We start from the raw sequence: 7,428 nt of genomic DNA on the forward strand, positions 1-7,428 counted from the left end.
TCTTACTATTCAATGATAACGAATGCCATTGTGACTGAGGACAGAAATTTCGACGACATTGCCCACAAATTTGTTAAAAACATTTATGGATCGGGCAAAGGCGAAATCCGCCAAGCAGTAGTTTGGCAAGACATTGAACAGATTTTGCGCCATTTTGACGATGATAGTCGTCCTCTGCATATTCTAGATGCAGGTGGCGGCGTTGGGCCATTATCGCAGCCATTGGCGGCGCTTGGTCACAGGGTCACTTTATGTGATCTCTCTTCGCAAATGCTCGACTTAGCGCGACAGGAGATTGAACAACAAGGCTTACTCTCGCAGTATCAGCTGGTTCACGCCCCTGTGCAAGCGATCGGCGAACATTTGACCACTGCACCAGATGTGATTTTGTTTCACGCGGTGATGGAGTGGCTAGAGCATCCAGAACAGGTGCTCAAGACGTTATTGACGTTGCTTAAGCCCGGCGGTTTCGCATCGGTGATGTTCTATAACCAGACCGGCTTACTCTTTAAGAATTTAGTGTGCGGCAATTTAAGCCATGTTCAGGCGGGTATGCCGCATCGAAAACGCTTCAAACTGCAGCCGACGAAAGGCTTAATGCCTAACGACGTGTATCAATGGATCACGCAAGCAGGATGCGAGATTAAGGGCAAAACCGGAGTGCGCACGTTTCATGATTACATGCGAGATACGCGTACGGGTGACTTTACGTTTGAACAAGTGGTGGCGCTAGAACAGCAGCTATGCCGCGAAGAACCCTTTGTGTCGCTAGGACGTTACATTCACGTCTGGGCACAGAAGGCAGAATAAGATGAGAAATGATGAAAACAACAAGGACAACGGATGAGTGATCAGGCCCAATCAACCCTGACGCGGGCAGACGACGCTCAGACAGTGCCCGAATTGGTCAACTGGGTGAAGCAAGGTGGCTTTTCACTTAACTTGCCGCCGGAGCGATTGGCGTTTTTATTGGCTATTACGGTAATGAGCCAAGAACGTTTCGAAGATGAACTAAGCGAAGGTGAATTGATTGATGCCTTCCGCATCGTAAGCGAACAGTTTGCCGCGTCGGGTGATAGCTCTGCGGGGAACCTTGCCTTTCGCGCCAACAACGCCATCAATGAAATGGTACAAGCCCGTTTGCTGAGCCGGTTTACGAGTGAAATGACCGAGGGCGATAGCATTTATCGCTTAACGCCGTTGGCGATGGGCATTGCAGATTATTATGCGCGCCACCGCGAGTATTCAACATTGAAGTTGTCGGTGCAATTATCGATGGTGGCTGATGAAATTGAAAAAGCCCGCAGTGCAGCGATGCAAGACGGCGATGCGAAGTTTTGGCGCCACAACGTGTATGGCGTGTTGAAATACTCGGTAGCCGAAATTTTTGATCGCATCGACCTCAATCAGCGCGTGATGGACGAGCAGCAACAGCAAGTGAAAGATGATATTGCTGCGCTGCTGACGCAAGATTGGCAGGCTGCGATCGCTAACTGTGAATATTTGCTCAATGAAACCTCGAGCACGCTGCGCGAGTTGCAAGACACCTTGCAAGCCGCGGGAGATAACTTACAAAGCCAATTGCTCGAGATTCAAGAAGTGGTGCGCTCGCGTGATGACCTCGATTTCGTGGATGCGATGGTTTACAGCCTGCAAATGAAACTCGACCGGATCATCAACTGGGGGCAGCAAGCGATTGACTTGTGGATCGGCTACGACCGTCATGTGCACAAGTTTATTCGTACCGCCATCGACATGGATAAAAACCGCGCATTCAGCCAGCGCTTACGTCAATCGGTGAGTGACTTTTTCGATGCGCCTTGGTTTTTGACCTATGCCGATGCAGAGCGACTCCGCGACACCCGTGATGAAGCCTTAGTGCTACGTGACGATGAAGTAACGGGAGAAATGCCTGCAGAGGTTGAATTTGAAGAGCTGACGGTGGTGGATGATGCGCTATCACGTCAAGTCTCTGAGATGCTGCAGCGTCACCGTCAAACCGGTCAAGCCATCAACTTAGGCGACGTCCTGAAATCTTATCTGGCCGAGCACCCGCAAGCCCGCCACTTTGATCTCGCGCGTTTGGTGATTAACCAAGCGGTTCGGATGGGCTATTCCCAGTCCGACTTTAACGCGATCCAGCCTGACTGGCAGGCCATTAATGACTTTGGAGCCAAGGTACAAGCGAATGTCATCGATAAATACTGAAATGCCAATGCCTGAAGGGTTAGCAAAAGCGATCGCTAATCCACTGTTTCCGGCGTTGGATAGCGCTTTGCGTGCTGGCCGCCATATTGCCAGTGAAGATTTGGATAACCATGCGTTGTTGGTTGAGTTTGAGCAAGAGCTGAATCTTTTCTACCAGAGGTACAACGCAGAATTAGTGCGTGCCCCAGAAGGGTTCTTTTACCTGCGCCCTCGCTCAACCAGCCTGATACGCCGCAGTGTTCTGTCTGAGCTGGATATGCTGGTGGGCAAAGTCTTGTGTTTTCTTTATCTCAGCCCAGAGCGACTGGCGCAAGAAGGGATTTTCACCACCCAAGAGCTCTTTGACGAGTTGATGGCACTTGCCGATGAGAAAAAGCTGATGAAGCTGGTCACACATCGCGCTAGCGGCTCTGACTTAGATCGTGACAAACTGTTCGACAAAGTCAAAACCTCACTGCGCCGTCTACGTCGGTTAGGCATGATCATTCCAATTGGTGAGGGGCACAAGTTCCGTGTCAGCGAAGCTACGTTCCGTTTTGGCGCCGATGTGCGCACTGGAGAAGACATGCAGGATGCACAACTGCGCCTGATCCGCGATGGTGAAGCGGTAGTGCATACCCAAGAGCATATCCAATCCAGCTTTTTGGACGACGATCTGCATGAAGAGGATTCGTCTACCCAATCCCAACCAACTGAGGAACAGACAGCATGAGCCAACGCGGTAAATATCAATCACTCACCATGGTGAACTGGAACGGCTTTTTTGCTCGAACCTTTGATATCGATACCTTGGTGACCACGCTTTCTGGTGGTAACGGTGCCGGAAAATCAACCACGATGGCGGCGTTTATCACGTCTTTGATCCCCGACCAAACCTTGCTTCACTTCCGAAATACCACGGAAGCGGGCAGCTCGAGTGCCTCGCGAGACAAAGGGCTGCACGGTAAATTGCAGCCGGGGTCGTGTTATGCCGCGCTAGACGTGGTGAATTCCCGTCAGCAGCGAGTGTTATTTGCGGTACGTTTGCAGCAAGTCGCAGGACGAGACAAAAAAGTTGATATCAAACCTTTCGTCATTCAAGGGTTGCCTTCACACGTAACCCCGACTGAGGTATTGGTAGAAACACTGGCCAATGGGCAAGCTCGTGTTCGTCAATTAAATGAAGTGAAAGAGGCAGCCGGAGGCTATGAGACCGCGCATTTCAAAGCGTTCAACTCGGTCACCGACTATCACGCTCAGATGTTTGAGTTTGGCGTACTGCCGAAAAAGCTGCGCACTCAGCAAGATCGCGGCAAATACTATCGTTTGATTGAAGCGTCCTTATACGGTGGGATCTCAAGTGCTATCACGAAATCGTTACGCGACTATTTGTTGCCGCAAAACGGTGGCGTGAAAAAAGCGTTCCAAGATATGGAAGTCGCTTTAAAAGAAAACCGGATGACGCTGGAAGCGATAAAACTGACCCAACGTGATCGGGATTTATTTAAGCACTTGATCACCGAAGCGACGCACTATGTCGCCTCGGACTACATGCGCCATGCCAACGAGCGACGCAGCAAATTAGAACAAGCCTTGTCGTTGCGTGCCGAGTTGGGCAGTGCACAAGCGGAATTGCAGCAAAAGCAAGCGCAAGCACACGCGATGCAAGAAGAGCTGGACGAGCTGGAAGCGGGTCAAGATCACTTGGAACAAGACCACCAAGCGGCATCTGACCATTTGCAACTAGTGCAATCTGCGTTACGTCAGCAAGAAAAAATCCAACGCTATGAAGAAGACTTACTTGAATTGAGTGAGCGCCTTGAAGAACAGATCATGGTGGTGGAAGAGGCGGCCGAGCAATTAGCTGAGGCCGAACTGCGAGCGGCGCAAAGCGAAGAAGAAGTTGATAGCCTGAAAAGCCAGTTGGCCGATTATCAACAGGCACTGAACACGCAACAGACGCGTTCTTTGCAATATCAGCAAGCGGTGAATGCGCTGGAAAAAGCCCGCGCGCTGACGGGCGATGACGGGTTACAGGCTGATGATGCCAGTGCTCGGTTGCAGACACTTAAAGCCGAAGAAGCGCAGCAAACCGATACCGTGCTGTCCCTGAAGCACAAACGTGATCTTGCTTCTGCCACGGCGAGCCAATTTGATCATGCATTTACGTTATTACGTCGCATTGAGCCGGATGCGCTGCGCGATAAAGCCGGAACGCAAGCGAAATATTGGGTGGAACAAGGCCGCGAGCGTCGTTATTTGGCCGATAGCCTGAATCAACTGCAGTACGAGCAGCGCGAGCTGTTGCAACGTCAGCAGCACCGTGACCAAGCACAATCACTGGTGAGTCAATATCAGGATGTAACCCACGAAACACTGGCCAACGCGGATGCGGTGGAGCATGCGGTAGCATTGCAGCAAGCGACACGTGATGAGTTGCAGCTGGCCCGCGAGCAACAGGCCGAGCAAGTTCGCGAGCATCAACGCCAAGATGATGCACTGGCTAACGAAATTCGTGTGTTAGAGGGACAAGCACCTGCATGGATAGCTGCCAACGACGCACTGACCAAGCTCATTGAGCAGAGTGGTCAAGCATTGCACGATCGCCAAGCGGTGATGGCGGCGATGCATGAGACGCATGAGCAGGTGCGTGAACGTACCCAAGCGCGCGATCAATTAGCAGAGCAAAAAACCAAGGTCGAGCGAGCGATCGAGCAGCTTGCCCAGCCAGGTGGCAGTGATGATGCTCAGTTGCAAGCGCTGGCGGACACCTTAGGGGGTACCTTGCTCTCTGAGATTTATGACGATATCACCCTGGACGATGCGCCTTATTTCAGTGCGCTGTATGGTCCGGCTCGTCACGCGATAGTGGTCCCTGACTTAAAAGGCGTGAAAGCAAAACTGGCTGATTTAGAGGATTGCCCAGACGATCTGTATGTCATCGAAGGTGATGCCGACGCGTTTGACGATAGCGTGTTCGATGCCGAGGAACTCTCTGGCGCGGTGTGTGTGCACCTCAATGATCGTCAAATGCGTTATTCGCGCTTCCCTGAAACGCCTTTGTTTGGTCGCGCAGCGCGTGAGTATCGTCTCGAGGCATTACGCGAGCAACGTGAAGCCTTGGTCGAAGACTACGCTAAAGCATCTTTTGATGTGCAAAAACAACAGCGTTTGTCTCAGGCATTTAGCCACTTTATTGCCGAGCATTTAACGGTTGCTTTTGAGGCGGATCCCGAATTAGCCATCAAGCAGCGCCGTGATAAGCGCTCGGCTATTCAGCGTCAATTGGCAGACGCCAAAGCGCAACAGCAACAAACGGACGAGGCAATCAAACGGACTCAGCAGGCGCTGCAGATCCTCGACAAACTCCGTTATTGCGCTGGCGCGCTGGCTGAGAGCGATCTGGACAGTCAAATTGATGCGATTCAACAGCGGGTTGAAGCGGCAAAGCAGGCTAGTGCCTTTATCAAGCAGCACGGTGACACCCTCACCGAGTTGGAAGCGCGACTCTCGACGTTGGATGCTGATCCTGAGCAGTTTGATAAGCTTGAGCAGGCATACCAAGATGCAGACGCGCAGCTGCAACAGATTAAGCAGCAAGTGTTCGCGGTTGCCGATTTAGCCGAGCGTCGTCCGCACTTTGCCTATCAAGATGCGGCAGATATGCTCACGCAAAGCAGTGAGTTGAATGAGCAACTGAAAAGCAAGCTGAAAACCGCGGAGCAAGTGCGACAGCGTGAGCGCGAGGCACTAAAAAATATTCAGCAACAGACGAACCAATACCATCAGGTGTTGGCGTCACTGAAAAGCTCGCACCAAGCGAAACAAGAAACCGTCGCCGAATTTAAACGTGAGTTAGCCGAGTTGGGCGTTCAGGCCGACGATGATGCGATGGAACGTGCTCGTGTCCGCCGGGACACCTTACATGAACAGGTGCACCAAGCGCGTCAGCGCCATAGTCAGCTTTCACGCGGTATCACTTCGCTAGACATGGAAGTGAAATCGCTGACTAAAGGCCTGCGTAAATCATTGAAACAATACCAAGACTTGCGCACATTTGTGGTGAATGCGAAAGCAGGCTGGTGCACGGTGATGCGTATTGCGCGTGATAACGGTGTGGAAAAACAGCTGCATCGCCGCGAAATGGCCTATATGTCGGCTGATGAATTGCGTTCGTTGTCGGATAAATCACTGGGCGCGTTGCGTTTGGCAGTCGCCGACAATGAAACCTTACGTGACGCACTGCGTGCATCGGAAGACATTGGTCGTCCTGAACGCAAGGTACTCTTTTATGTCGCGGTTTATCAGCACTTACGCGAGCGTATTCGCCACGACATTATTCGCACCGATGATCCTGTCGAAGCAATTGAAGAGATGGAAGTTGAGCTCGCGCGCTTGACCGAAGAGCTGACGCAACGGGAAAAACGTTTGGCGATTAGCTCAGAGTCGGTGGCGAACATTATTCGTAAAACCATTCAGCGAGAGCAAAACCGTATCCGCATGCTTAACCAAGGCCTACAGAATATTGGCTTTGGTCAGGTAAAAGGGGTGCGTTTGAATGTGTCGATTCGCGAGACGCATGCACAACTCTTAGCGGGCTTGGCTGAGAATGCTGAGCAACATCAAGACTTGTTCGGCAATCACAACCTCACCTTCTCGGAAGCGATGGCGAAGCTATTCCAGCGCCTCAACCCGCATATTGAGTTGGGCCAACGTTCGCCACAGGTGTTGGGAGAAGAGCTCCTTGATTATCGCAATTACCTAGAATTAGGCATTGAGGTTAACCGTGGTACGGATGGCTGGTTGCAGGCCGAGTCGGGCGCATTATCGACCGGTGAAGCAATCGGTACGGGTCAAGCTATCTTGCTGATGGTGGTGCAAAGCTGGGAAGAAGAATCACGCCGTTTGCGCGGTAAAGATGTGATCCCATGTCGTCTGCTGTTCTTGGACGAGGCAGCACGCCTAGATGCTAAATCCATTTCGACGCTGTTTGAGCTATGTCACCGCCTTGATATGCAGCTATTGATTGCGGCACCGGAAAACATCAGTCCTGAGCAAGGCACGACGTACAAGCTAGTGCGTAAGATCTTCAACGATCGAGAGCATGTGCATGTGGTTGGATTGCGCGGTTTCGGTGAAGAAAAGCGCCGAGAATTAGCGCAAGAACCCGTCCTCGGCTAGAGGCGAGACTGAAAAATAACAGGGCCAGCAGGATGCTGGCCCTTTTTTGTTTGCCCAGCG

The 7,428-nt window shown here is 51.7% G+C and carries 4 protein-coding genes; all 4 read left to right on the forward strand.

The features are described 5' to 3' along the window. Window positions 1–30: 30 nt before the first annotated feature. From cmoM to mukB, 4 genes are read left to right on the forward strand one after another with little or no spacing between them, the layout of a single operon-like run. The gene (gene cmoM, locus BGK46_RS04165; protein ID WP_069587321.1) at window positions 31–810 is read left to right on the forward strand and encodes a tRNA uridine 5-oxyacetic acid(34) methyltransferase CmoM; all 780 of its coding nucleotides are present in this window, start codon (window positions 31–33) and stop codon (window positions 808–810) included. A gap of 33 nt (window positions 811–843) precedes the next feature. Next, window positions 844–2,208: a chromosome partition protein MukF gene (gene mukF / locus BGK46_RS04170; protein ID WP_069587312.1), complete on the forward strand. Its 1,365-nt coding sequence runs from the start codon at window positions 844–846 to the stop codon at window positions 2,206–2,208. Further along, on the forward strand, window positions 2,189–2,920 hold the full coding sequence (gene mukE, locus BGK46_RS04175) for a chromosome partition protein MukE (protein WP_069587314.1): 732 nt from the start codon (window positions 2,189–2,191) through the stop codon (window positions 2,918–2,920). The genes mukF and mukE overlap by 20 nt, the downstream gene beginning before the upstream one ends. After that, window positions 2,917–7,368: a chromosome partition protein MukB gene (gene mukB / locus BGK46_RS04180; protein WP_069587315.1), complete on the forward strand. Its 4,452-nt coding sequence runs from the start codon at window positions 2,917–2,919 to the stop codon at window positions 7,366–7,368. Before mukE ends, mukB begins: the two co-directional genes overlap by 4 nt. The last annotated feature ends 60 nt before the right edge of the window (window positions 7,369–7,428 follow it).

This window comes from Salinivibrio sp. SS2, assembly GCF_001722075.1.
Taxonomy (GTDB): Bacteria; Pseudomonadota; Gammaproteobacteria; order Enterobacterales; family Vibrionaceae; genus Salinivibrio; species Salinivibrio proteolyticus.

Coding starts and splice junctions, on each gene's coding strand:
- mukB (WP_069587315.1), top strand. CDS start 2,917: ATGAGCCAACGCGGTAAATATCAATCACTCACCATGGTGAACTGGAAC.
- mukF (WP_069587312.1), top strand. CDS start 844: ATGAGTGATCAGGCCCAATCAACCCTGACGCGGGCAGACGACGCTCAG.
- mukE (WP_069587314.1), top strand. CDS start 2,189: ATGTCATCGATAAATACTGAAATGCCAATGCCTGAAGGGTTAGCAAAA.